General features: G+C 70.3%; 15 protein-coding genes. 5 read left to right on the top strand and 10 right to left on the bottom strand.

The window, feature by feature from the left end; genetic code table 11:
* Position 1: 1 nt before the first annotated feature.
* From ABL843_RS10000 to ABL843_RS09985, 4 genes are read right to left on the bottom strand one after another with little or no spacing between them, the layout of a single operon-like run.
* Positions 2-2,302: a CocE/NonD family hydrolase gene (locus tag ABL843_RS10000; protein ID WP_418119750.1), complete on the bottom strand. Its 2,301-nt coding sequence runs from the start codon at positions 2,300-2,302 to the stop codon at positions 2-4.
* The gene (locus tag ABL843_RS09995; protein ID WP_418119749.1) at positions 2,299-4,062 is read right to left on the bottom strand and encodes an ABC transporter ATP-binding protein/permease; all 1,764 of its coding nucleotides are present in this window, start codon (positions 4,060-4,062) and stop codon (positions 2,299-2,301) included. Before ABL843_RS09995 ends, ABL843_RS10000 begins: the two co-directional genes overlap by 4 nt.
* Positions 4,059-5,453, bottom strand: a complete 1,395-nt coding sequence (locus ABL843_RS09990; RefSeq protein ID WP_418119748.1) for a glycoside hydrolase family 15 protein — start codon at positions 5,451-5,453, stop codon at positions 4,059-4,061. Before ABL843_RS09990 ends, ABL843_RS09995 begins: the two co-directional genes overlap by 4 nt.
* A complete protein-coding gene (locus ABL843_RS09985) occupies positions 5,450-6,745 on the bottom strand; it encodes a glucoamylase family protein (protein ID WP_418119747.1) in 1,296 nt (431 codons plus the stop codon). Before ABL843_RS09985 ends, ABL843_RS09990 begins: the two co-directional genes overlap by 4 nt.
* Positions 6,746-6,880: 135 nt before the next feature.
* On the opposite strand from ABL843_RS09985, the gene ABL843_RS09980 reads away from it, so the two are divergent.
* The 3 genes from ABL843_RS09980 (at position 6,881) to ABL843_RS09970 (ending at position 10,469) form a co-directional block, all read left to right on the top strand.
* The gene (locus ABL843_RS09980) at positions 6,881-9,025 is read left to right on the top strand and encodes a glycoside hydrolase family 3 N-terminal domain-containing protein (RefSeq protein WP_418119746.1); all 2,145 of its coding nucleotides are present in this window, start codon (positions 6,881-6,883) and stop codon (positions 9,023-9,025) included.
* Positions 9,026-9,290: 265 nt separating this feature from the next.
* Positions 9,291-9,890 (top strand): cytochrome P460 family protein, encoded by a 600-nt coding sequence (locus ABL843_RS09975; RefSeq protein ID WP_418119745.1) that lies wholly within the window; start codon positions 9,291-9,293, stop codon positions 9,888-9,890.
* Between the two features lie 195 nt (positions 9,891-10,085).
* The gene (locus ABL843_RS09970) at positions 10,086-10,469 is read left to right on the top strand and encodes a helicase SNF2 (protein ID WP_418119744.1); all 384 of its coding nucleotides are present in this window, start codon (positions 10,086-10,088) and stop codon (positions 10,467-10,469) included.
* Between the two features lie 128 nt (positions 10,470-10,597).
* Here ABL843_RS09970 and ABL843_RS09965 read toward each other — a convergent pair whose 3' ends face one another.
* On the bottom strand, positions 10,598-13,459 hold the full coding sequence (locus ABL843_RS09965; protein WP_418119743.1) for an ATP-binding protein: 2,862 nt from the start codon (positions 13,457-13,459) through the stop codon (positions 10,598-10,600).
* A 265-nt stretch (positions 13,460-13,724) separates the two neighbouring features.
* Here ABL843_RS09965 and ABL843_RS09960 point away from each other — a divergent pair, with 265 nt between their 5' ends.
* Positions 13,725-15,017 carry an epoxide hydrolase family protein gene (locus ABL843_RS09960; RefSeq protein WP_418119742.1) on the top strand — a complete coding sequence of 431 codons (1,293 nt, stop codon included), beginning with the start codon at positions 13,725-13,727 and terminating at the stop codon, positions 15,015-15,017.
* A gap of 30 nt (positions 15,018-15,047) precedes the next feature.
* Here the strand turns inward: ABL843_RS09960 and ABL843_RS09955 are convergent, their stop codons facing one another.
* The 4 genes from ABL843_RS09955 to ABL843_RS09940 form a co-directional block, all read right to left on the bottom strand.
* Positions 15,048-16,118: an ATP-binding protein gene (locus ABL843_RS09955; RefSeq protein WP_418119741.1), complete on the bottom strand. Its 1,071-nt coding sequence runs from the start codon at positions 16,116-16,118 to the stop codon at positions 15,048-15,050.
* Between the two features lie 158 nt (positions 16,119-16,276).
* Positions 16,277-16,654, bottom strand: coding sequence for a response regulator transcription factor (locus ABL843_RS09950; protein WP_126024648.1), 378 nt, complete (start codon positions 16,652-16,654; stop codon positions 16,277-16,279).
* Between the two features lie 137 nt (positions 16,655-16,791).
* Positions 16,792-17,439 (bottom strand): response regulator transcription factor, encoded by a 648-nt coding sequence (locus tag ABL843_RS09945; RefSeq protein ID WP_184636022.1) that lies wholly within the window; start codon positions 17,437-17,439, stop codon positions 16,792-16,794.
* A 41-nt stretch (positions 17,440-17,480) separates the two neighbouring features.
* On the bottom strand, positions 17,481-22,664 hold the full coding sequence (locus tag ABL843_RS09940) for a trifunctional serine/threonine-protein kinase/ATP-binding protein/sensor histidine kinase (RefSeq protein WP_418119740.1): 5,184 nt from the start codon (positions 22,662-22,664) through the stop codon (positions 17,481-17,483).
* A 372-nt stretch (positions 22,665-23,036) separates the two neighbouring features.
* On the opposite strand from ABL843_RS09940, the gene ABL843_RS09935 reads away from it, so the two are divergent.
* Positions 23,037-23,849 (top strand): alpha/beta fold hydrolase, encoded by an 813-nt coding sequence (locus ABL843_RS09935; RefSeq protein WP_418119739.1) that lies wholly within the window; start codon positions 23,037-23,039, stop codon positions 23,847-23,849.
* A gap of 31 nt (positions 23,850-23,880) precedes the next feature.
* Here ABL843_RS09935 and ABL843_RS09930 read toward each other — a convergent pair whose 3' ends face one another.
* Positions 23,881-24,672 (bottom strand): transporter substrate-binding domain-containing protein, encoded by a 792-nt coding sequence (locus ABL843_RS09930; RefSeq protein ID WP_418119738.1) that lies wholly within the window; start codon positions 24,670-24,672, stop codon positions 23,881-23,883.
* Positions 24,673-24,797: the final 125 nt, after the last annotated feature.

The following is a 24,797-nucleotide window of genomic DNA, read 5'->3' as shown; positions in this document are numbered from 1 at the left end:
ATCAGGACGATTTGCCGGTCTGGATCTCGACGTAGCTGCGCGCATGCCAGCGCACGCGCAGAGGCCATTTCGCGTCGGTGATGGTCTCCGAGTTCACGTCCTTGCCGCTGCCGTAGTCGATCTGCCGGTCGGGCCGCTTGTTGATGCCGACCACCAGCACGAGGCGGCTGCCCGCCGCCAGCCTGCAGGCGGTGACGCGCTCGACGGTGAAGGCAAGCAGCTGGCGCTCGCCCGCCCGCAGAAGCCGGCGACGCACGCGATGGCCCGCATAGCTCGCGCGAAAGTCATAGGGATCGAAAAGCAACTGGCATTCGCCGCTTGCCGTCTGCTCGTACAGCGAGACGCTGAAGTCCACGTCCTGCCGCGAGGGCGTGATGTCGAACACCCCGCGCAGGCTGCCGATGATCTCGGTGCCATCGGGCAGCGGGTCGCCGACGAAGCTGATGCTGTTGCGCGCCGGCAGCTGCTTCATCCGCAGCGCGTCGGGCCAGGGGGTGTGCACGTCGCGCCTGTCGGCCAGGTCGACCGACAGCCGCGCGTTGCCGCCCTCCTCGGCCGGCGCAGGCAGCAGCCGATGCGGTTCGCCGCGCGCGCTGGTGTCGAGATAGAGGCGCAGCGGCGCGCGCTCCGGCGCCTCCAGCAGCGGCGCATGGCGCCACTGGTCCGCCCCCATCACCTGGTAGTTGAAGCGATCCGCCAGCAGCGCAGGCTTGTTCGCGCCCTTGAGGATGTGGTCGATCCACTGGTAGCGCAGCTCAGGCAGGTCGACATGCGCGACGGGGTCCGGCGTATAGCCGCGCAGCGTCGTCGCCATGCCGCGCCGGATCGAGCTCGCGTCGTAGGGGCCTAGCAGCAGCGTCGTGTCGGCCTTCGGCCGGTTGCGCAGATGCTCGCGGTGGAAATGGAGCGCGCCGGCGTCGGCGCCGAAGTAGCCCGCGAAGCTGAGCACCGGAATGTCGATGCGCGCGAACTGCTCCGCCGACGGCAGGAACTTCTGCCAGTAGCGGTCGTGGCTCGGGTGCGTCAGCCACGTGCGGATCAGCCTGCTGCGCTTGCCCAGCAGGACGCGGTCGATGTCCCAATAGGGACGATTGCCGCGATACCAGCGAGCATCGAGCGCCTGCCAGACGGCATCCGGGCCGGCGTCGGCATCGCCGTTGGTGCTCGCGTGCAGCGGCTCGGCCAGCGCATGTTCCTGCGCCCATCGGACCATGGCGTTGCGGAAGATCTGTCCGGCCATCGGAAAGTCGATGCCCGGCGCCATCGGCGCGATGGTGGCGATCGCCTTGAGCGCCGCCGGCCTCCTGCGGGCTGCCGCCCAGGCGGCGTAGCCGGAATAGCCCTCGCCGAGCATGACCACGCGCCCGTCGCTCCACGCCTGCCGGGCGATCCAGTCGATGACGGCGGCGGCGTCCTCGCTGTCGCGGACGAAGGGCCACACGGCGCCCTTGCCGTCGGGCGTGCGGCCGCGCACGTACGCCGTGATGCCGACATAGCCCCTGGCAGCGCTGCGCCGCGCGTCGTCCTCGGCGGGGTCCAGCGTGAAGCGCAGCAGTGCCGGCAGCGCTCCTTCCGCGCGGCCGGGCCGGACCATGCTGGCATGGATGACTCCCCCGCGCACGGGAATCCTGATGTCGGCCTGCGCCACGTAGCGGCTGCCGTTCTGCGCCGCGAACAGCTCGGGCAGCAGCCCGCTGAAGCTGCGGCGCGACTGGTACGACAGCCAGGTCCGCACGAGCGCCAGGGCCTCGGCCTCCGGCAGGCTGCCCTTGGCGCGCCAGAGATCGAAGGCCTGGCGCAGCGGCTCCCTGAACGCCGCCGCCGGAATCTCCAGCCGCGCCATGACGGCCTGGGCCTGCGCGTTGTCCAGCGGCGATACCAGCTCGTCGAAAGAGCGCGCGTAGGCTTCGGCGAAGCCGACGCGCCCCTGCGCCTCGAGCATGCGCGCGCCCGCATAGATGCCGTCGAGAGTCGCGCGCTCGGCCAGCACGTCGAAGGGCTTGCCCTTGCGGCGCTCGCGCAGGGAGCGGCTGCTGTCCTGGGCCGCACGATAGGCGCCGCTGACGATCTGCAGGGCCGTCACGTTGGCCAGGAAGGCGTCCTTGTCCGCGTCCTGATACACCGGCAGGATGCGCTCGGCCAGGTCCCGCATCAGGCCCTCGGCCGCGGCATCCTCCGGATCGCGCGGCGGCCGGAAGCCGAAATCCGCCGCCCAGGCCCATGAGGGCAAGGCAGGCAGCGCGACGCCCAGCCGCATGAGGGCGCGGCGCACGCGGCTGACGGTCGACTCTTTGCGTCTCATGGTCGCGGCTCCTCGGGCACGTCGTGCGGCGCCTTGACCAGATGAACCACTTGCGTGAACAGCCGGTCGTGCGCCCCGCCGGCCGAGCCGATGTGAATGATGCCCGTGCGCGTGAGTTTGCCCAAGGCACCGATGATGAGTTCGAGCGTGTCGTCGTCGAACGCGCTGAAGGCCTCGTCCATCACCAGCCAGGGCGGTTCCTGCAGCACCACGCGGGCGAAGCCCAGCCGCAGCTGCTCGTCCATGCTGAGGTCGCTCTCCCAGCGGCCCGTCCTGTCCAGCAGCGGTTCGAGGCGCTGCAGGCCCACGCTCTCCAGGGCGGCCACCATCGCTTCCCTCGGATAGGTCGTCGGCTCCATTGCATACGACAGCACCTCGGCCAGCGTGCCGCGCGGAATGTAGGGCGTGCCGCGCGGCATGTAGTGGATGGTCTCGCCGTCCGGCCGGCGCACCGTGCCCGAGCCCCAGGGCCACAGGCCCGCGAGCGCCCGGAACAGAAGCGTCTTCTCGGTACCGGGCGTGCCGAGGATCAGCGCGCACTGGCCGCGCTGCACGACGAGCGCCGGCACGTCCAGCCGGTCGTGGCCGTTCCAGGAGCGGACATCGAGCGCCTCCATCGCGAGCGTCCCGGCTTCACCCTCCTCGTAGGCGATGCGGCTGCCGCCCGCCTGCGCCTCCAGGTCGGACGCCAGCATCCGGCGCAGGTCGGTCACGCGCAGCAGCGTGGCGCGCCAGTCGGCAATGATGCTGAAGTTGTCGACGAACCAGCGCAGCGACGACTGCGCCTGCGTGAAGGCGGCGGCGGCCATCATCAGGCCGCCGAAGGACACCTTGCCCGAGAAGTACAGCGGCGCTGCCACCAGCGTCGGCGCGATGACGGTGATCCAGCCGAAACCCGCCGTGGCCCACGTCAGGTTGGTCAGCCCGAGCACCACGCGCGAGGTGGCGCGCAGCACGTCGCCGAAATGCACGGCGACGCGGCGCTTCTCGTCGGCCTCGCCGCCGGCCAGGGAGATGCCGTCGAGATGCTCGTTGATGCGCGTGAGCGAGAAGCGCAGTTCGCCTTCGCGCGCGTAGCGCTCGGCGTTGCGCGAGATCAGGCCGTTGCCGACCCAGTAGGTCACCAGCGAGCCGGCCACCGCGTACGCGATCGCTGCCCACAGCATGAAGCCCGGCAGCACGTGGTCCTGGCCGTTGAAGAAGATGCTGAAGTCCTTGGAGAGCACCCACAGCACGCTCGCGAAGCTGCCGAACAGCATCGTGGCCTGCAGCAGGCCCACGCCGAGGTTGACCGACAGGTCGCACAGCTTCAGCGTGTCCTCGTGCATGCGCTGGTCCGGATGGGCGCCCATCGGGCCGCTGGCCTGCAGCCAGAACGCGCGGCGCGGCTGCAGCCACAGCCCCACGAGGTCATTGACCACGGCCTCGCGCAGCCTCAGCTGCAGAGTCTCGCCCAGCCACCGCTGCGCCACGTTCAGGACCAGCAGCGCGCCCGCGATCACAGCGAACACGCCGACCTGCACGATGAACTCGTTCAGGTCGCGGCGCGAAATGGCATCGTAGAACGGCTTGTTCCAGCTGTTGAGTTCGATCTGCCCGTAGGCCGTGAGCCCCACGACCACGACGATCGCACCGATCAGCCCGACCAGCTTCCTCGAGACCGGAGAGCCCCGCAGGGCGCCGATCAGCTCGCCGACCTGGCGGAAGACGCCGACCCTTGCGACGGGCTCGGCGGGGGGGGTCTCTGCCCTCTCGCTCATCGTCGGCGCGGCTGCCCGGAAGCGGCGAGCGCGGCGCGGCGCGCCGAGACGCACGAGATGAACGCGGCGTGGCTCCAGGCCAGCTGCTTCGCCGAAGTCTGCTCGCCGCTGCGCTGATCGAACTGCTCGGACAGATCGCCGCTGGCCGGCGTGTAGGCGCGCACGGTGGCGAGATAGGCGTCGCCGCGCCCGACCCACTCGTCGCGCCGGTGCTCGTCGCCGCCATGCGCCGCCGCGGCGCGGAAGCAGAACTCGGCGGCGCCGAGCGTCGAGAAGTAATACGCGCCACCTGAGCAGTACACATCGCCGGCATACCTGCCCATCGCGGCGCCACGGTCCGAGGAGCGGCCATGGTTGATCGGATAGGCCGCGTCGAACAGCGCGTCGAGCCGCGCCAGCGTGGCCTGCATGCACGGATCGGCCGGGCCGTGCATGGCCCCGGTGCCGGCGCAGTGGATCGCCGAGAGGATCACCGCGATGTCCAGCGCCTTCGGGCCGGGCCCGCCGTCCGCCAGCACGCGCGAACGGTAGTAGCCATGCGTCGCGCCGCGGTCATCGACCCGATAGCCGTCGAGCAGCCGCAGCACGGCCCGCGATTCTTCACTGCAGTGCAATGCCTGAGCCGTCTCCCCCAGGCCGTCCAGCCATGCCGCGCCTTCGGCCAGTGCCGCTGCCGAGACACGCAACGTGTAGTAGTGATGCCCGCTTTCTTCCTCCCAGATGTCGAACGACGGCTCGCGCCAGTGGCGCAGCGTGAACTCGAGGTCGAAGCGGATCAGCGACGCGACCTCGGCCAGCAGGTCCGCATCGTCGAGATGCCCGCCGGCCACCCAGCGCAGCAGCGCCAGCGCGCGCAGCGGCGGTCCGTCGTGCTGGGGTCGCGCCCAGCGCAGGATGTCCAGCGTGCCGTCGGGGTTCACCCGCGTCTCGGCGACGACCGCGTCGCCGTGGACGCTTGCCAGGTCATGGTCCTCGCGCAGGTACTGCAGCAGCTCGGGAGCCACGCGCGCCCTGCGGTCCGGCACGGCGGCAATCGCCCGGCCGTCGAGCCCGTTCAGGGCAAGGCTGAAGCGGGTGAAGTCGCGCAGATGCCGCAGTGCCTCGGCGCCGATGTGTCCGTCGATGTAGAGCAGCCGCAACGCGTCGATGACGACGGCCGAATCGCGGAACCAATGGAAGAAGTAGTCCGGGTCGGGGTTGTAGTCGCCGAGCACGGGCGAGGCGACGATGGCGCCGGCGACCGGCCGCACGGTCTGCCCGAAGCCCGGGCGATGCTTGACGATCGACACCGGCGAGATGCTCGACAGCATCGCGCCCGCCGAATGGCGCAGCTGCCCTTCGAGCCAGGACTCGAAGCCCGGGTCTTTTCGATTCGCCGCGCCAGGACTCACGACGCGGACGCCCCCAGATGCGGACTGCTGAAGTCCAGCCGCCGCAGCCCGGCCTGCACCTCCGGCGCGCTCATGAACAGCTTCCACAGCAGGCCCGTGCGATGGTTCTCCATCATCACGACGATGGGGCCCTGGTCGATGGCCAGGAAGGTGTCGGCGAACCAGCCGCGCGACTCGCAGAACGCATCGATGAAGCCGTAGTCCCGCCAAACGCGCGTGCCGTGCACGTCGAGGAAGTGCCGCAGCACCCGCATCACCTCGGCCGGTGCATATGGCAGGCTGGCCAGCGCCGCCGTCGGCGAGATGGTGCCGTTGTCGTTGTTCGGGTCATGCGCGAGGTAGCCGTCGGGGTCGTCGCTGGCGGTCAGGCCCCAGCACGACTCGCCGTAGCCCGCGAAGCCCCGGGGGTTGGCGATGCAGTGCGCGCGGTTGACCTGCACGTGGCGGGTGTTGAGGCTCCAGTAGTCGGCGTAGCGGTCCTTCAGGCCATGTGGATCCAGACCGCAGAACGAGTAGTGCGCGAAGAACAGCGGGCCGCCGTTCGGCGGGCCCAGCGGCAGCTCGATGCCGTGGTACGAGCGGCCGTTGAGGAAGTCGGGCCCCGAAGCGAAGCCGCGGTGGTAGACCCGCGGATCGATCGCGTGGCGCGGCGCCGCCGCGGCCATGAAATAGGTGATGAGGCACTCGTTCCAGCCGTGCACCTCGTGGTTCATCGCCCAGCCGTGGTTCGGGCTCCAGTGCCAGTACAGCACGTCCCGTCCGCCCTGGGTGAACCAGTCCCACTCGACCTCGTGCCAGAGCATGTCGAAGTCGGCGCGAAGACGGCGCGCCATGGCCGTGTCGTCGTTGAAATACTGGCGCGCGCAGAGCAGGCCCATGCAGAGGAACGAGGTCTCGACCAGGTCGCCCGCGTCGTCCTTCGGGCTCATCGGGATCGTCTCGCCGCTCGCCCCGTCCATGAAGTGCGGGAAGGTGCCGTGATAGCGCCTGGCGCGCAGGAGCGCGTCTCGCATGCGGCCCAGCCGCTCCAGCGCCGCGTCGCGCGAGACCCAGCCGCGCTCCACCGCGACGATCAGCCCCATGATGCCGAAGCCCGTGCCGCCGATCGCGACGCGCTCGTCGGCCAGGTCCTCGCCCGTGACAGCGACCAGCGTGCGGCGATCGAGCGCAAGGCCGCTGGTGGCGTCGGCGCCGTCCCAGAAATAGCGGAAGGTCTGCCGCTGCACGGCCTCGATCAAGGCCTCGTCGGGCAGCGCAGCCAGTTCCTTCGGGGTTCTCTCATCCTTCAACACGAACGGATCCTTTCGTCGTTGTCGTCTTCGGTGTGACGTTTGGTTTCACCGAATCATCGACCAAACCACATGGCCGATGGCCCTGCCCCGCAGCATGCCATCATTGAGGCCCCTGGGTTCTATTCGAAATCCCTGATGAGCCGCATCGATTCCCTCATGGCCCGGATGACGCTTGCCGAAAAGCTCGGCCAGCTCACGATGACCGCCTCCAGCTACACGGTCACCGGACCGGTGCTCGCGGGAGACTCCACGCAGTCGATCATCGACGGCACCGTCGGCAACCTGCTGAACATGGTCGGGGCCGGCCCCACGCACGAGATGCAGCGGCTGGCCGTCGAGAAGTCGCGGCTGGGCATTCCGCTGCTGATCGGCCTGGACATCATCCATGGCCACCGCACGCTCTTCCCGATTCCGCTCGCGGAGGCCGGCGCCTTCGACGACGAACTCTGGGAGCGCACGGCGCGCGAGGCCGCGCGCGAAGGCGCCGCCGACGGCCTGGCGATGACCTTCGCGCCGATGCTCGACGTGTCGCGCGATCCGCGCTGGGGCCGCACCGCCGAAGGCCCGGGCGAAGACCCCTGGCTCAACGCGCGCATCGCGCAGGCAAAGGTTCGCGGTTTCCAGGGCACCGACCTGTCGTCGGCCGGCACACTGGCCGCCTGCGCGAAGCATTTCGTCGCATACGGCGGCGTCAACGCGGGGCGGGAGTACGCCGCCGTCGACATCTCCGAGCGCACCCTGCACGAAGTGCACCTGCCGGGCTTCGCGGCCGCCGTGCGCGCCGGCGTCGCGACGCTGATGCCCGCCTTCACCGATCTCAACGGCGTGCCGATGACGGCGCACGTCCCCCTGCTGCGCGACTGGCTGCGCGGCGAGATGGGCTTCGAGGGCGTGATCGTCAGCGACTACAACGCGATCGCCGAACTCATCAAGCACGGCGTCGCCGCCGATCTGGTCGATGCCGCGGTGCTGGCGCTGAAGGCCGGTGTCGACATCGACATGATGGCCGACGCGTACCGCAAGGGCCTGCCGGTAGCGCTCGAACAGGGGCGCGTGACCATCGAGGAGATCGACGCGAGCGTGCGACGCGTGCTGCGGCTGAAGGAACAGCTCGGCCTGTTCGACGACCCCTACCGCCGTGGCGCGACACCCGAGCCCGCACAAGCCATCACCGAACGGCGCGCGGTGGCGCGCGACGCAGCACGCAAGGCCATCGTCATGCTCAAGAACGAGCGCGACACCCTGCCCTTGCCCGCATCCGCGAAGACGCTGTGCGTCATCGGCCCGCTGGCCGACGCCAGCACCGAGATGAAGGGCCCGTGGTGGGGCGCCGGCGAACACGAGCCGGCGGTCACCGTGCTGGCCGGCCTTCGCGCCGCGCTGCCGCAGACCGAGATACGCCACGCGCCGGGCGTCGCCATCGAGAGCGACGACGACAGCGGCATCGACGCCGCCGTCGCGCTGTGCGACGGCGCCGACGCCGTGCTGCTGTGCCTGGGCGAACGCGCCACGATGAGCGGCGAAGCGGCCAGCCGCGCCACGCCCGCTCTCGCCGGCCGGCAGCAGGCGCTGGCCGAAGCGGTGATGGCCCGCGCGAAGAAGCAGGGCATCCCCGTCATCGCGATCCTGTTCTCGGGCCGTCCGCTCGTCGTTCCCTGGCTGGCCGGGCACGCCGATGCACTGCTGGCCGCATGGTTCCTCGGCGTCGAAGCCGGCAATGCGATCGCCGACGTGGTCACGGGCCAGGCAAGCCCCGGCGGCCGCACGCCGATGAGCTGGCCGCGCGCCGTCGGGCAGGTGCCGGTCTTCTTCGGCCAGCGCCCTTCCGGCCGGCCGATGAACCCCGCCGACTACTTCACGAGCAAGTACCAGGACGTCGACAACTCGCCGCTCTACGCCTTCGGCCACGGCCTGAGCTACGGCAAGTTCGGCTATGAGGAATTGCAGGTCGAACAGAAGCGCGTGAGCGAGCAGGACACGCTGAAGATCAGCATCGGGCTGCGCAACACCGGCGCGCGCGAGGCCGAGGAGACGGTCTTCCTGTTCGCCCGCCGCAAGGTGAGCCGGGTCACCCAGCCGCTGCTGGAGCTCAAGGGCTACGCGAAGCTGCGGCTGGCGCCCGGCGAAACCGGCTCCGTGAAACTGGAGTTGCCGGCGGCCGAACTGCGCTATCCCGGTCCGGACCTGCAGCCCCTGTTCGAGGCTGGCGAGGTCGATATCCTCGTCGGGCCGAGCGCCGATGCATCGGGGCTGCTGCGCGAGACCATCGAGCTGTACTGACCCGGGCCCGGTCCGCCTTCACGCCTGCGCCTTCGTGCAGGACTTCACCGCGCGTGCTCGACAGCGCACGGCAGGCCGCCGCGGGGGTGCGGGCCCACGAGCGCGACAGTACGCCCCAGTAACGTAGTGTGTGGGCCGGCGAAGCGCGATACACGCGCATACGCAGTGTGCGGAGACAGGGAAGAAGGCGGCGGACCATCGGCGCGCCCCGGGGTGCGGTCCCGCGTGTCGTGGGCATTTTCTTGTCCAACTGCACAGTCCACCCATGAACAACCTCCACACGCACCAGCCTTCCAGCACGAATGCGGCGAAGGCATTTCCCCTTTCCCTCAAAGGCGCTACGGCGAAGTTCGCCGGCGCAGGCGTTCTCGCGCTCGCAGCCGCCCTGGCCATCTTCGCGGTCGCTCCCATTGCGGCGAAGGAGACCCGCGCTGCCGCGCCGGACCCGCAGGCATCGCCGATCTACGGCGTCACGCTGCCCAAGGGCTACCGGCAGTGGCAGCTGATCGCGCCCGCCATCGAGGCCGAGCCGCTGAACGAACTGCGCGTCGTGCTCGGCAACACCAAGGCGATCAAGGCCTACGACCAGGGCACGCTGCCCTTTCCCGACGGGACCGTGCTCGTCAAGCTGGCATGGAAACACGTGCAGTCGCCCGAGTTCGCGCCCGCCTCCGTTCCTGGCGCGGCCACCACCGTGCAGGTGATGGTGAAGGACTCGAAGAAATACGCCGCCACCGGCGGCTGGGGCTTCGGCCGCTTCATCGATGGCAAGCCCGCGGACCTGGCACAGCACCAGACCTGCTTCGCCTGCCATCAGTCGCTGGTGAAGAACCACGACTACGTGTTCACGCGGCTCGCTCCCTGAGGGCCCGCAGCGGTCATTTTGAAATTTAGTGTTGGCGAACACGGCCGGGATACAGAGGCATACGCAAACCGGTCGCGAGGTGCCTTCGGAGCCGAACAATCTCTCCATCAGTTCGGAAAAGCACAGCGATCCGGCTGACAAACCCTCCTGCAAACCTTCTTGCCAACAGTCATCACCCAACCGAAAGGATTCATCATGAAAGCTTCCGTCCTCCTCGCCGCCGCAGCCGTCTCTTCGTTGTTCGCCTTGAGCGCGAGCGCCGAGGAATACCAGGGCGTGCTGCAGTTCCATTCCAGCGCGAGCCGCGCCGGCGTCCGGGCCGAGGCCGTCGTCGCCTCGCACAGCGCGGACCCCTATCGCGAAGGCGCCTCGGCGGACGTCGCTCCCGCGCTGCCCACCCTGGCCAAGCGCTCGGACACGCGTGCCGAAGCCGTGGCGGCCGCCCGCGCCGGCAACCTCTATGCGGACGGTGCCGACGCCGGCGTGCCGCAGGCGTTCACCAGCACGCTCGATCGTTCGACGGTGCGCGCGCAGGCACGCGCAACGGCGGCCCACGGCGTGACCGAGGGAACGCTGTAAGCGGCCACCGATGCGCGTCGCATCCGCTTCCACCGTTCCCGACGCCGGGAAATTTCGATGATCTTTTCCCGGCCGCAGCCCGCCGCCCGCTTCCCGTCGAGGAAGCGCGCGGCGCGGCCGCGCCTGCCCTAGTCCATCGATTCGCCAAGCAGCCGTTCGGCTTCCTGCAGATCCGCGGTTTCGAAGCCCTCCGTGTAGTGGGCGAGCACGCCGGCCAGCAGTTCCTTTCCCTCCCGCACGCGCCCGGCTTTTTCCCGGAGGCGAGCCAGGTCCATCGCCACGCGCAGCTCCCACGAGCGTGCCCCTTGCTGCCTGCTGGCAGCCAGCGCTTCGAGCAACGACTCTTCGGCGCTCGCCATGTCCGGCGGCACGGCACCCGAGAATGCGCGCGCCTTCACGCGAAGAAGTTCCGGAAGGTTGTAGAGGTCGCCCTTGGCATGCACCAGCGCGAGCGTGTCGTTCATCAGCTCCAGCGCCTCGCCGTTCCTGCCGATGGCGTTCAGGCCTTCGGCGAGCGTGATGTTGAACGAGGTGGTGAGCAACTCGTAGCGTGACGCGCGCAGCTCGATCAGCGACTCCTGGATCGCCTGCACGCCCCTTGCCGCATCGCCGCGCTTCACCGCGAGTTCGCCCTTCACGCCGCGGCCCACTGCCAGGTACGGCGTCAGCGAATGCGATTCCGCATAGGCGATGAAGCGGTCGATGTCCTGCTCGGCCCGCGCCAGGTCGCCGACCCACATGTAGACCGACACGGCCCATATCAGGGCGATGCACAGCGTGACCGGGTGGTTCAGGTGCCTGGCCTCCTCGACCGCACGCTGGGCGACGACCACGGCCTGCGTGGGATGGCCCTGCAGCCACAGGGTCCTGGCCAGCGCGATGCATGCGCGGTTGTGGAAGTCGAAGCCCGCGTGGATGCTGCTGCGCTGCCGCGACACCGAGGCACCGGCGATCGCGGCCTCCAGGAAGTGCCGCGCGCGGGGCTGGTCGCCCACCAGGTGGTGGCACAGGCCCACCAGCGAATTGGCGGTCGCCTGCGCCGTCGCGTCGTCGATGGACGCGGCCACGTCGGCGCAGCGCCTGGCGTGGCTGAGCGATTCGACGAAGTCGCCGATGCGCTCGTGGAATATCTGCAGCCGCCCCAGCAGCTCGACCTGGCTGCGGGAATCGCCGAGCTCCTCGGCCACCCGCAGGCTGCGTTCGAGCGCATGGCGCACCTCGTCGCTGTGGCCACGCGTGAACATCTGCGAGAGGCCGACGGCCGCCTGCAGATGCATCTCTGCGGCGCTGCCCGCGGAAGCCGTGCCCAGCCCGGCGAGCGCACGCTTCGACCAGTCGTGGCACTCCGCCAGCAGCGACATCGCCATGAAGGCCGGCACGGCCGCCAGCATCAGGGAAACGCCCAGCTCCCTGGCATCGGCGCGATCGAAGCACCAGGCGAGCGCAGCCCTCACGTTGCCCAGGTCCGCAAGGTCCGACGCGCGGGCGGTGTCGCGCGAGAAGGCGTCGTCCTGCGCGGCCATCTGCTCCAGCCGCTTGCGGAAGTAGATGGCGTGGCGCCGCGCCGCCGAGTCGGCCAGATCGGCGCCGGCCTTCGAATGCGCGTATGCGCGGGTGCTTTCGAGCAGCCGGTACTGGGTCGAGGCGCCGGAGCGCCGGAGGGAGAGCAGCGATTTCTCCGCGAGGCTCGCGACCGCGTCGACCACCTGCGCCTGCGTCAGCTCCTGGTCCGCTGCCACTTCGCGAGCGGCCTCCAGCGAGAAGTGGCCCACGAAGACCGACAGCCGGCACAGCACCAGGCGCTCCGGCATGTCGAGCAGTTCGTAGCTCCAGTCCAGGGTGGCCTGCAGCGTCTGGTGCCGCGGCTGCGCCGTGCGCTGCCCCAGCCACGAAAGCGCCAGGCGCTCGTCGAGCAGCGCGGCCGTCTGCTGAAGCCCGTAGGCGGCAACGCGCCGCGCCGCGAGTTCGATGGCGAGCGCGACGCCATCGAGCTTCCTGCAGATGCTCGCGATGACGGGCGCGTCCTCGTCGTTCAGGTCGGGCATCGCGCCGCTCGCGCCGGCCCGGTCGACGAACAGGCGCGTGGCGGGATACATGAGGATGTCGCGCGCGACGAGCCCGGGCTGGTCGGGCGGGTTGTCCAGCGGATCGAGCAGGTGGATGTGCTCCCCCTGCACCCGCAAAGCCTCGCGGCTGGTGGCAAGAATGTGGATGCGCGGCGCCGCCTGGAAGATGCGCTCGGCCAGCGAGGCGGCCGCCGCGATCACGTGCTCGCAGTTGTCCAGTATCAGCAGCATGCGCCTTTCGCGCAGGTAGGCGATAAGGCTGGGCACCGGGTCGGCGGAGCGCACCGACAGCCCCAGCATCGATGCGATGGCGCTGGGCACCAGGCCGGGGTCCAGCAGCATCGAAAGATCGACGAACACCACGGCCCCGCCGAACTCGCCGAGCATGTCCTGCCCGGTGCGGACCGCGACGCTGGTCTTGCCCACGCCGCCCGAGCCCACGATGGTGACGAACCTCGTGCGGGCCAGCTGGGCCGGGATCGCGGCCAGGTCCTTCGCGCGGCCGACCAGCTCCACCGGCTGCGCGGGAAGGCCGGGCTCGACGGAGCTTGCCTCGGCCTCGGGCTGCACTTCGATTGCAGCCTCCGCCGGCGTGATGCGGGCCACGAAACAGTAGCCGCGGCCGACGACGTTCGACAGGTACCGTGCGCCGTCCTGACCGTCGCCCAGCGCCTGCCTCAGCATCGCGATCTGGTAGCGCAGGCTGCCGTCCGAAACCACCATGCCGGGCCAGGCCAGCGCCATGAGCTCCCGCTTGCTCACGATGGTGTTGGCATTGGCGACCAGCGCGAGGAGCACATCCATCGCCCGTCCACCCAGATCCACCGGCACCCCCTCGCGCTCCAGCAGCCGCTGCGCGACGCGCAGGGTGAACGGACCGAAGGAGACGGGGCCGGCGGTCTTGAAGGAGTTGTCGTCGCTCATGGAGATGGGGGAACTGCGGCGTGCCGCGCACGCGGCGGATTGCCAGGCCGCACGCGGTCGATCCGATCGGCCCGGCGGACCCGCCGGCCGCCTCGGCAGCGCGGGCGGACGGAGCATAACCGAGGGTCGCGGCGTACCGATTTGTATGACCGTGTGTCGGTCCGCCCCCGAGGTACCTGCGCATGCGATTCAGCCCTTTCTTCACACACGCGGGATACATCCGCCCACTTCAATGGAGGCGTTTCAACTTCACAGAGATGCCTGCATGAACAGCCTCCATCCATCCCTCTCGCGCCGCCACCTCCTGGCCACGTCGCTCGCCTTCGGCGCGGCGTCGGCAGCCACCGGCGCCTTCGCCATGCTGCGACCGTCCGGGGCCTCCGGCCCGGACGACACCTCGGTACGGCCGTTCCGCATCAGCGTCGACCGCGAGGCGCTGGCCGATCTGCGCCGGCGGCTTTCCGCCACGCGGTGGCCGAGCGCCGAGACCGTCGCGGACGACTCGCAGGGCGTGCGGCTCGCCACCTTGCGCTCGCTGGTGCGCCACTGGTCCACCGACTACGACTGGCGCAAGGGCGAGGCGCGGCTCAACGCCATTCCGCAGTTCGTGACCACCATCGACGGCCTCGACATCCAGTTCGCGCACATCCGCTCGCGCCACGCCGACGCGATGCCGCTGGTCATGACGCACGGCTGGCCGGGCTCGATCTTCGAGCTGCTCAAGGTCGTGGGCCCGCTGACCGACCCCACCGCCCACGGTGGCCGCGCGGAGGATGCGTTCCACCTCGTGCTGCCCTCGCTGCCCGGCTTCGGCTTCTCGGGCCAGCCCGAGGCCACGGGCTGGGGCTCCGACCACATCGCGCGCGCCTGGGGTGTGCTGATGGCGCGGCTGGGCTACAGCCAGTTCGTCTCGCAGGGCGGCGACTGCGGCTCGGTCATCTCGCACCGCATGGCGATGCAGAAGGTGCCGGGCCTCATGGCCATCCACGTCAACATGCCGGGCACCGTGCCCGCCGAGATCGCGTCGATCCTCGCGGCGGGCGGCCCCGCGCCCGCCGGGCTGTCGCCCAAGGAGCGCGCGGCCTTCGACAAGCTGGACGCCTTCTACAAAAACAGCTCGGGCTACTCCGCGATGATGGTCACGCGCCCGCAGACGCTGGGCTACGCGCTGGCCGACTCGCCCGTAGGCCAGGCCGCGTGGATCTACGACAAGTTCGCCACCTGGACCTACTCGGGCGGCGTGCCCGAACGGGTGCTGCCGCGCGACGAGATGCTCGACGACATCTCGCTGTACTGGCTGACCAACAGCGCGACCTCGGCCGCGCAGATCTACTGGGAAGACCACTCGAACAACTTCAACGCCGTCGACATCTCGCTGCCGGCCGCCGTGACGGTGTTCCCCGGCGAGATCTACCAGGCGCCGCGCAGCTGGGCCGACCGCGCGTACCACGACCTGATCTACTGGAACGAGGTGGACACGGGCGGTCATTTCGCCGCGTGGGAACAGCCGGCGCTGTTCAGCCAGGAAGTGCGCGCGGCGTTCAGGTCGCTGCGCTGAGCCAGGTAGAAGCACACGCCGCCGCCCCTGTCATGCGACCACGAGCGGCAGCGTGAGCCGCGCCTCGAGCCCGCCGCAGCGGCGGTTCTGCAGCTGCAGGTCGCCCTGCATCGACCGGGCCAGCCGCCTGGCGATCGCGAGGCCGAGGCCCGAGCCGGCCTTGGCCTCCGAGCCACCCTGCTGCGCGCGGACCCATGGCGCGAAAACCGCCTCCATCTGCGCCGGCCGGATGCCCGGCCCCGAGTCCACCACGGCCAGCACCAGGCTCGTGGCGTCGACGCGGGCGCTGATCCGCACGTCGCTGCCGTAGCGCAGCGCGTTGTCGATCAGGTTGGCGAGCACGCGGCGCAGCGCGAGCGGGCAGGCCATCACCGGCTGCCCGATGTGGCCGTCGACGGCGATCGCCCGGCCGGACTCGCGGTAGTCGCGCATCAGGCTGCCGAGCAGGCCGTCGGCATCGACGCGCTGCAGCGGCTCGGCCACGCTGCGCTGCAGCCGCGCGCTGGCCACGCTGGCCTCGACCAGTTCGCGCATCTGCGCCAGATCGCGTTCCATGGCTTCGCGCAGCGAGACGTCTTCCAGCATCTCGCAGCGCAGGCCCATGCGGGTCAGCGGCGTGCGCAGGTCGTGCGCATAGGCGGCCTGCACGTCGAGATGCGCCACGTCGCGCTCGGACTGGCGGCGGCGGACGTTGTTGATCGCGCGTGCCAGCCGCACGATGGCGCGCGGGCCGCTTTCGGCGAGCTCGGGCATGCCGGCGCCGCTGCCTTGCTGCTCCAGCGCGCGAGCCAGGCGTGCCGCGCCCGCGCGGTGGTCCATCGCCTCCAGCCAGAGGAAGACGGCGAGCAGCATGAGGCCGACGAGCACCGACACGCACAGGATCCATCGCAGGCTGTCGTCGAGCGGGCAGGTCAGGGGCGACAGCGTCGCGGCATGGACGTTCTGCCCGAGCGTGGCCACCGCGAGCGCGCGCGCCGCGATCAAGGCCAGGCCGTGGGACCGGCGGCCCGGACGCCCTGAACTCGAAACGGCCCCGGCGGGCGCTGCGGATGCGCGCGGCGGATGGAAGGAACTGATGGATGCGCGGGACTTCTTCGTCATTGGTTTTCTCCTGCTGCCGGCGCACGTGCCGGCATGGGAGTGATGACATCACGCGAGGGGTCGCACAGACCATTGCATCAGCGTTTGCCGCCCCCCTACGAAGGTTTGCCCCCGTCATGCGCCGGGGTGCCCCGAAATCCGTCTCCTTGCGGGGAGTTTCAGGCCCGCCCCAGCGCGCGGCCGATCCAGGTCTCGAGCTCGGCGGCGTCGATCGGCTTCTCGATCAGGCAGAGCGCGGGGCTGGCCTCCACGCGCTCCCGCGTGCGGGCGCTGGCGAAGGCGCTGATGAAGATGACGGGCACGCGCAGGCCTTCGCGCTCCAGGCATTCGACCAGCGCGATGCCGTCCATGGCCGGCATCTGGATGTCGCAGACGAGGCAGCGCGTGCGCGCCGGAACGTCGGAGGCGAGGAAGTCGACGGCCGACTCGAACGCGCGGGCCTCCCATCCGAACGAGCGCACGAGACTGCTCGTCGCGGCACGCACGAAGGGATCGTCGTCGACGATGGAAACGAGTTCGATGGCTGAAGAGGACAAGGAGGAGGACAAGGAGGAAGCCCGTTCTCTACCCCGGGGGTTTCCGGTGAAGGCGCAGGAACATTCCCGCCCCTGCCCAGGATTGCAGGATAGCGGCACCAGCGCGCGGCGCCATCATCCGTAGGTATGGCTTCGCCTCAGCAGGCGCCCTCCACCACACCCAGCGCCTCCATCTTGCGCACCAGCTCGGCGACCGAGCGCACGTTCATCTTGCGCATCGCCTGGCCGCGATGGATCTTGGCCGTGATCTCCGCGATGCCCATGCGATCGGCGATCTGCTTGTTCATCAGGCCGCCGGCCACGTGCTGCACCACCTCGCACTCGCGCGGCGTGAGCGAATCCCAGCAGGCGCGCGCCGCCTGCAGCAGCCGTGCGCTCTCCAGGCGCCGCGCATCGCGCTCCAGCGCGGCGATGACCGCGTCGATCATGTCCTGGTCGCGGAAAGGCTTCGCCAGGAAGTCCACCGCCCCGGCCTTCATCGCCTTCACGGTCATGGCGATGTCGCCGTGGCCGGTCATGAACACGATCGGCATGTGGGGCTCGCCGCGCTCCAGCAGGGCCTGCTGGAAGGCCAGCCCGCTCTGGCCGCGCAGGCGCACGTCCAGCACCAGGCAGGAGGGCCCGCCGGAGCGCGGCGCGGCGAGGAACTCCTCGGTCGTGGCGAAGGCGTGCACCGCCAGGTCGATGGAGCGCAGCAGGCTGCACAGCGCATTGCGAACGAGCTCGTCGTCATCGACGATGAACACGCAGCGAGGAGTTGCCGGAGTCGGATCGGAAGGAGGCATGGACGGAGACGTTGTTGAAGGCTTCGGGGGCGACGGCCCCTTCAGCGGCCGCCGGTGCCCGGAAGCGGCAGGCTGAAGACGGCGCGCATGCCCGTGGGCTCGCGCTGCTGCAGCTCCAGAGTGCCGCCGTGCGCGTCGAGGATCGACTTGCAGATCGCCAGCCCCATGCCCATGCCGTTGGACTTGGTGGTGAACAGCGGCTTGAGCAGATGCTGCGCCGCCTCGGGGCCGACGCCCGGTCCGGCGTCTTCCACCACGATGCTCACATGCCCGCCGTCGTGCACGCAGGCCATCGACAGCGGCCGCGGGCCGGGCGGCAGGCCAGCCATCGACTCGGCGCCGTTCATCAGCAGGTTGACCGCCACCTGCTGCAGCTGCACGCGGTCGCCATGCACGGCCAGTGGTGCCTCCAGGCCCTTCGTCTCCAGCGTGACGCCCATGGTGTCGAGCGCGCCGGCGACCAGCGTGGCCGCCTCGCTCAGGGCTTCGCCGAGATCGAAGGCGGCGAACTGCGGCTCCGCGTTGCGCGCCTTGGCGCGAAGGCCCTGGATGATGGTGCGCGCGCGCAGCGCGCTCCTGCTGATGTGCGTGAGCATCTCGCGGGCCTCGCCTATGTCGGGCGGGCTGCGGTCCAGCCAGCGCAGTGCGGCGCTGGCCGAGGTGTCGACCGCGGCGATCGGCTGGCCCACCTCGTGCACGATGGAAGCCACCAGCTCGCCCATCGCCTTCAGGCGGGTCGCGCGCTCGAGCTCGGTGAGCGTGCTGCGCAGCTGCTCCTCGGCCCGCGCGCGCTGCTGGTTCTGGTCGATCAGTTCCTCGTACAGCCGTGCGTTCTCCAGCGCGAAGGCCGCCTGCGAGGCGATCACCTCCAGCACCTCGGCCTTGGCGGGCGTGAACACGTGGGAGGCCAGGTTGTTCTCCAGATAGAGCACGCCCACGAGCATGGCGTGGCGCATCAGCGGCACGCAAAGAATCGAGCGCGGACGCCGGCGTCGGATGTAGTCGTCCTGCGCGAGCGAGGCGCTCTCGCGCGCGTCGTCCACCACGATGTGCTGCTGGGTGCGCGCCACCGCCTGGACGATGGAGACAGGCAGTGCCCCTGCATCGAAGGCGACGCCCTCCTGCGTGAGCACGACGGCGCCGTCGCGCACCCGCGCCTGGGCACGAACCTGCCACACCTCCTGCCGGAACAGCGCCAGCGTGCCGGACTCCGCACCGGCGTTCTCGAGCGCGGTGCGAAGCAGCGTCTCGACCAGGCGCACCGGAACGATCTCGCCGGCCAGCGCCGTGGAGATGCGCAGGACGGCCTGCGCATCGAGCCCCTGCATCCGCCGCGTGTTCGGCGCCGGGTCCTCGATCTCGAAGAGACCCGGGTGCGAAGCCTGCAGCTGGCGCACCTTGGCCGTGGCGCCCCAGCGCTGCCATGCGCCGCGTGCGTGGCGCAGGTTGCCGTGCGCCGACAGGTCGTCGCCGCGTCCGGCATGGAAGGCCGCGGCAAGCTCGGCCGCCAGCGCCTCGACCTGGGTGAAACCGTGGCGCCGCGCGTGCGACACCGCCCGCGCATAGGCCTGCACGGCGGCGAGCGGATCGCCGTCGATGCGGCACATCTCCGCGCGCACCAGCTGGAAGCGGGCCAGGAAGTTGGCCGGGCAGGCCTGGCTCCAGGCCTGCAGCTGCTTCACGTCACGCTGCAGCGCCGCCTGCTGGAACGCATCGCGCCCGGGAAGCGCGAGCAAGGCCAGCGCGCCGTAGAACGGCAGGTCGCCGCTCTCGGCGAAGGTCCGGCCCGATGAGGCGCAGGCCTCGGCCCGATGGCGCGCCTCGATCGCTTCGGCGAGCCTGCCGCCGAGGAGCGCCGCCTGCAGCCTGTAGACCCAGCAGGCGAAATCGACGAGCGTGGCGGGTTGGCCTTCCCGCGGCGGGCTCGGCTGCTCGTCGGCATCGCCGGCGGTGCCGTCCTGCAGCTGCGCCAGCAGCACCTTCTGGGCCAGCAGCGCCTCGATCACGAGCTGGAAATTCGCGTCGCGTGCAACGGCCAGCCCGCGCTCGACCGTATCCCGCACGTCGCCGAGGTACTCGCCCGCGAAGAGCATTCCCGTCGCCTGGTTGCGCCCGCAGTAGATCGCGAAGGTGTGGTCGCCGCTCGCAACCGCCACGTCGTAGGCGCGCCGGATGTAGTCGCGCGCCGCGCGCGCCGGCTGCGTCCACGGGACCACCATGGTGCCGAAGGTCATGTAGACCCGGCCCCGGTATTGGGCGAGCCCGCGCTCGTCGACCAGGTGCAGCGCGAGCGCGCCGAACTCCCGCGCGGCGGCGTAGTTGCCGTAGCGCACGCCGAAGACCTGCGTCATGCAGACGTAGCCGTCCGCCGACGCGTCGGAATGGCCCTGCGCGATGTTGAGACCGATCATGCGCAAGAGGATCAGGTCGACCAGGTCCTGGTCGGTGTAGAGCGCCGGCGGGATGAGGTCCGCGAAGATGTCGGTGATCGCCCGGCGCAGCGGGTCGGCCACGACGGGCAGCCGGCGCAGCGCCCCGATGCCGTGCTGGTCGATCCATGCCTGCAGCACCGCGTGCTCCCGGTCGACGGCCGCGGCGTCGGGCCGCCTCGGCATGTCGATGCCCGACTTGCGCAGGAAGGCCAGCCCCACGTCCAGCGCGCGGTCGAAGTTGCCGAGCGTGGTGTACAGCGCCGCGCGCAGGCGCGCGAGATCGGCGCCGAAGATGCCGTCTCCCGCGATCTCCTCCAGTGCCGCGAGGCGGGCCTCGGCGGCTTCCAGCGCCCCGGTCATGAACTCGGCCTCGCCGCAGAGCGCGCGCGCATGCAGGCCGTCCTCGCTGGCGTCGTCCTCGCCGAGGAAGGCGAGCGCGGCGCGGAAGAAGCCGAGCGCCGAATGGTGGGCGGTCGCGGCCTTCGCCTGGCGGCCGGCCTCCAGGTTGAGCCGCGCGAACTCGCGCCGCTCCTGCGGTGCCTCGACGGCCAGGCGTGCGAGGCTGGCCTGCGCGGCGAGCGAGAACACCCGCGCGGGATCGGGCGCCTGCCGCAGCTGGCGCCGCACGATCCACAGGTGCATGCGCGGCCGCTCCGCCGGCGGGATCGAGCCGTAGGCGGCCTCGCGGATGCGGTCGTGCCAGAAGACCCAGTCCTCGCCGTCGCGCTGGATGCTGCCTGCCTCGCGCGCATCGTCGAGCGCCGCCTGCAGGCGCCTGGCCGCTTCGGTGCCGGGCTGCACGTCCATCGCGAGCGCGAGCGCTTCGCCCGAACTCCGGTGGCCGAGGCAGGCCATCACGCGCAGGACGGCCTGCGCCGCCGCGGGCAGTTGCTCGAAACGGCGCGCCATCAGGTCGCCGACGGTGTCGGCACCGGGGTGGGAAGCGAGCTGTTCGAGGCTCCAGCGCCACGAGGCGGTCTCGGCGTCGTAGGCGAGCAGTCCGTCGTCGGCCAGCAGATGGAGAAGGTGCCGGGCGAAGAGCGGATTGCGCTGCGTCTTCCGGCCGATGAGCTCGGCAAGCTCGCCGACGGCGCTCGCGTCCTGCTGCAGCGTGAGCGCGATCATCTCGCGCAAGGCGCTCTCGTCCAGCGGGCCGAGCTCGATGCGCAGGGCCTGCGGCACCTCGGCGAGCCGGCCGGCGCGCAGCGGATGATCGGCATCCACTCCGCTGTCGCGGAAGGTTCCGACGAGCAGCAGCGCGGCATCGTCGTGCTGATGCAGAAGTCGCTCGATCACCTGCAGGGTTTCGACATCGGCCCATTGCAGGTCGTCGAGCAGCATCACGAGCGGACGCGCGGGCACGGCGAAACAGGCGATCAGCCGCGCCATGCCCTGCAGCACGCGCTCGCGCTCGAGCGCGGGGGCCGCCTCCGGAGCGGCGGGCACGGGCTGCCCGGACTGCAGGCCGAGGATGACGCCCAGCGCCGGCAGCAGGCCCGCAAGGGTCCGCTCCACCGGCTTCGCGGCGGCCGCGATGCGGTTGCGCCAGACCGCGAATTCCTCGTTGGCGCAGCCGACCACGTGCCGAAGCAGCGGATCGAGCACCTCCACCAGCAGCGCATACGGCTTGCCGCGGCGCCCTTCCTCGCTCTTGGCCGCGGCCAGCAGCGGTGCGCCCGAGCGCTGCATGCGCGCCACGGCCTCGCGCAGCAGCGTCGACTTGCCGATGCCCGAGGGGCCCGAGACCCAGGCCGCGCGCATGCGGGCGCTGTCCGCGACCTCGCGGTAGAGCGCGAACAGTGCCTGCAGTTCTGCGTCGCGTCCCAGCACGAGGCCCGCGCCGCCGGGCTTGCGCAGGGCCGAATGGGCATCCAGCGCGAACAGGGGAATGCGCCCGTGCTGGCGCAGCAGGGTCTCGCAGCGCCGCAGGTCCGCCAGCACGCCGGCGGCGTCCGTGTACCGGTGTTCGGGCGTCTTCTCCAGCAGCTTCATGACCAGCAGCGAGAGCTGCGGCGGAAGCTGCGGCACCAGCTCTGCGGGCGCGCGGGCGATCCGGCTCGCGTGGGCGTGCACGCGCGCGACGGCATCGGCGCCCTCGAAGGGAAGCCTGCCGGTCATCAGCTCGTAGAGGATGCAGCCGAGCGCGTAGAGGTCGGCGCGCGCATCCACGCGCAGGTTCATGCGTGCGCCGAGTTCCGGCGCCATGTAGTTGAAGCTGTCCTCATCCCAGGAAAGCTGGTCGTCGCCCGCAGCCTTGCTGCCGGCGTCGCCGATGGCGGCGGCCTGGCCGAAGCCGGTGAGGCAGGCCCGCCCGTCCTCGCCGAGCAGCATGCGATCGGGCGTGAGCGCGCGATGCAGAACGCCGGCCTCGTGCATCGCGCCTACGGCGGTGGCGAGGCGCAGCGCGAGCGCGAGGAAGGCGCCCACGTCGGAGCAAGGAGCGCCACCGCGGCGAAGCGGCTCGCCGCCGGGGTCCTTCAGGATCAGCAGGAAGCTCTCGCCATGCGGCACCAGCGCGACCGGCACGGCGGCCCATTCGTCGCGAAGCATGTGGCGCAGCGCGTACTCCCGTTGAAGCAGCGCGGCGGTGGCCGGCGTGGTCTGGCCGCGCCCGGCCACGAGCGAAGAAGCCACGCCGTGCGCGCGTGCGCGCTCCAGGCGCGGCGTGCCCGCGCCGAGTTCGCGAAAGTCCCGGTACCGCACCGACGAGGCCCCGTGCTGCGCGACAACGGGGGCGTCCGGCACGGCTGCGTCCGCCTCTTCGGGTCCGCTGAGTTCCTGGTGTTGCTGCATGGATGTGGGCCTCTTGCGGCCGCTCGGGCCGCGGAATGCGTGGGGCGCGGGCACAGCCCGCCATTGCTCGTTTTTCTCTCCCCGTCTTCGGGCGCATTCGTGCGCGGATGCCATTGGAACCTCGCCGGTCGCGAGATTGGCGCTGCGTGCGTTGGCTGGTGTTAGGCGTTGTTAGGCGCGGGCATGCGCCGCCCCGAACCGGGGTGTACCGGCGCTGTTCCGGCCACCCGGCTTGAAAAGTAATGTCACTGCACGCGCCCCGGACACAGAGGCATACAGACCGGGCCGTACTTGCCCCGCATCGCCCATAGATTCAGCGCCGTCGGCACCGGGCCGATCCTGTTTCACCCAAGTCCAAAAGGAAGAATCGTCATGAAGAAGTTCTCTCGCCGTCTCGCCGCGACCCTGATGGCCCAGGCGCTCGGCCTGGCAGCGCTGGCGCCCCTGCACTCGTTCGCGCAGCCGGCGGATGCGGCGCCCTCCCCCAGGCCCACGATCGTTCTCGTGCACGGTGCCTTCGCCGACTCATCGAGCTGGGACGGCGTGGTGCAGCGCCTGCAGGCACGGCACTACGCCGTGATCTCCGCCGCCAATCCGCTGCGCGGGCCTTCGTTCGACGCGGCCTACGTCGCCAGCGTCGTCGACTCGGTCAAGGGGCCGGTCGTGCTCGTCGGGCATTCGTACGGCGGCTCGGTCATCTCGTCGGCCGCGAACGGCAAGGCGAACGTGAAGGCGCTGGTCTATGTGGCGGCCTTCGCGCCCGAGGCGGGCGAAACGGCGCTCGGCCTCACGGGCAAGTTCCCCGGCAGCACGCTCGGGCCCACGCTGGCACCGGCGGTGCCGCTCGCCGACGGCGGCAAGGACCTCTACATCCAGCAGGACAAGTTTCCCGCGCAGTTCGCGGCCGACGTTCCGCTGGCCAAGGCGCGCCTGATGGCCGTGGGCCAGCGCCCCATCGCCGAGGCGGCGCTGAACGAGGCGGCGCAGGCTCCGGCGTGGAAGTCGGTGCCGTCATGGTTCGTGTACGGCGATCGCGACAAGAACATTCCGCCGGCTGCGCTGGCCTTCATGGCGCAGCGCGCCAACGCGCGCAAGACGGTGGTGGTCAAGGGCGCCTCGCACGTCGTGATGACCTCCCAGCCCGAGGCGGTCACCAGGGTGATCGTCGAGGCGGCCGGGCACTGAGCATCGGCCTGGCGTTTCCTGTCTCGGGGATCTACTGCGGCAGGTCTCCGGCCGGGCGCTCCAGCCACTTCATGGACAGCCGGTCGAGTTCGCCGCTCTTCTTCGCCTCGTCGAGGATGGCGTTGACCTTCTGGCGCAACGCGTCCTCGCCCTTGGCCACGCCGATGTAATTGGGGCTCTCCTTCAGCAGCAGCTTGTAGGTGGTGCCCAGCGCCGGGTTGCCGACCATGATGGTGTTTGCGACCGATGCCCCCGTGGCGATCAGCTGCACCTGCCCGGAAACGAAGGCCGAGACGGTGCGGGTGTTGTCGTCGAAGCGGCGGATGTCGGTGCCCGAAGGCGCGACCTTGTTGAGCTCCTGGTCCTCGACCGAGCCGCGCGTGACCGCGATCGACTTGCCGGACAGGTCGGCGAAGCTCCTGATGTTCACGGTCTTCGCGCCGAAGATGGCTTGATAGAACGGCGAGTACGCAGCGGTGAAGTCGATCTGCTTCTCGCGGTCCGGGTTCTTGCCCAGGGTGGCGATGACCAGCGCGGCCTTCTTCTTCTGCAGGGTCGGAATGCGGTTGGCGCTGGTCACGGGGATCAGGTCGACCTCCACGCCGAGCTTCGCGCCGATGTAGTTGGCCATGTCGATGTCCAGGCCATGCATCTTGAAGTCGCGGTCCATCGAGCCGTAGGGCGGGAAATCGGGAGGGACCGCGATCGCGATCTTCCTGTTCTTGAGGATGGTGTCCAGCGCGCTCTGCGCATGAACCGCACCGGTTGCCATGAGGCCGCTGAGCGCCAGCCCCAGAACGAATTGCAATCTGCCGAATTTCATGATGCCTGAACGATGACGAGTGGTTGTGGGTTTGATGTCGAGCGCGCGGCCGGGCCCGGCCGCGCCTGCCCCAAGCCGCACGAACCGTGCCAGTGGTATACAAGACTCATGCACCCGATCAGAAC

Origin of the sequence: Variovorax sp. 350MFTsu5.1, assembly GCF_048302515.1 — a bacterium.
GTDB lineage: Bacteria > Pseudomonadota > Gammaproteobacteria > Burkholderiales > Burkholderiaceae_C > Variovorax > Variovorax guangxiensis.
This window is presented reverse-complemented; position numbering and strand designations above follow the sequence as displayed.

Excerpts from the sequence above, each read along its gene's own strand:
- ABL843_RS10000 (WP_418119750.1), bottom strand. The coding sequence starts at position 2,302 with ATGAGACGCAAAGAGTCGACCGTCAGCCGCGTGCGCCGCGCCCTCATG.
- ABL843_RS09995 (WP_418119749.1), bottom strand. The coding sequence starts at position 4,062 with ATGAGCGAGAGGGCAGAGACCCCCCCCGCCGAGCCCGTCGCAAGGGTC.
- ABL843_RS09980 (WP_418119746.1), top strand. The coding sequence starts at position 6,881 with ATGAGCCGCATCGATTCCCTCATGGCCCGGATGACGCTTGCCGAAAAG.
- ABL843_RS09975 (WP_418119745.1), top strand. The coding sequence starts at position 9,291 with ATGAACAACCTCCACACGCACCAGCCTTCCAGCACGAATGCGGCGAAG.
- ABL843_RS09970 (WP_418119744.1), top strand. The coding sequence starts at position 10,086 with ATGAAAGCTTCCGTCCTCCTCGCCGCCGCAGCCGTCTCTTCGTTGTTC.
- ABL843_RS09965 (WP_418119743.1), bottom strand. The coding sequence starts at position 13,459 with ATGAGCGACGACAACTCCTTCAAGACCGCCGGCCCCGTCTCCTTCGGT.
- ABL843_RS09960 (WP_418119742.1), top strand. The coding sequence starts at position 13,725 with ATGAACAGCCTCCATCCATCCCTCTCGCGCCGCCACCTCCTGGCCACG.
- ABL843_RS09955 (WP_418119741.1), bottom strand. The coding sequence starts at position 16,118 with ATGACGAAGAAGTCCCGCGCATCCATCAGTTCCTTCCATCCGCCGCGC.
- ABL843_RS09945 (WP_184636022.1), bottom strand. The coding sequence starts at position 17,439 with ATGCCTCCTTCCGATCCGACTCCGGCAACTCCTCGCTGCGTGTTCATC.
- ABL843_RS09940 (WP_418119740.1), bottom strand. The coding sequence starts at position 22,664 with ATGCAGCAACACCAGGAACTCAGCGGACCCGAAGAGGCGGACGCAGCC.
- ABL843_RS09935 (WP_418119739.1), top strand. The coding sequence starts at position 23,037 with ATGAAGAAGTTCTCTCGCCGTCTCGCCGCGACCCTGATGGCCCAGGCG.
- ABL843_RS09930 (WP_418119738.1), bottom strand. The coding sequence starts at position 24,672 with ATGAAATTCGGCAGATTGCAATTCGTTCTGGGGCTGGCGCTCAGCGGC.